The sequence below is a fragment of the Weissella kandleri genome, from assembly GCF_045504165.1.
Taxonomy (GTDB): domain Bacteria; phylum Bacillota; class Bacilli; order Lactobacillales; family Lactobacillaceae; genus Weissella; species Weissella kandleri_A.
In genome coordinates this window covers 1-303 of sequence record NZ_JBJJNY010000037.1, presented here as the reverse complement: position 1 = coordinate 303, position 303 = coordinate 1, and the positions used below count along the sequence as shown (strand labels likewise).

1 protein-coding gene is annotated in these 303 nt (G+C 33.0%); it reads right to left on the bottom strand.

The genetic code is table 11. The annotated features are described in order from the left end of the window. Nucleotides 1-72: 72 nt before the first annotated feature. Nucleotides 73-303 (bottom strand): hypothetical protein (locus ACJQWY_RS06925; protein WP_475325390.1); only part of this gene is annotated, 231 nt, incomplete at its 5' end.

Here is a 303-nt window from a genome sequence, read left to right as displayed (position 1 = left end):
TTTAGCCCCGTTGTCTCCTTACTTAAGCGTTAAAAGCGTTGGGACATAAGTATTACAGTGTTTAATACTTGTTTAATACTTGTTAAATACAAATTCAGATACCCAATTTAATTGTGCTTGCCAACTGATAGTTGGATTTTTAATGAGTCTAAAAATTAGATAAATAAAAAACGATAATATTTTGATATTGAACTGAACTCCAAAAATCGGAGTGAAGTTTAAGCGGATAACTGGTCGGAAAGATTTCGGTATTGAACCGGAATTTTTCCGGCCAGTTTTGTTTTTATCCGCTTGTTGTTGTAG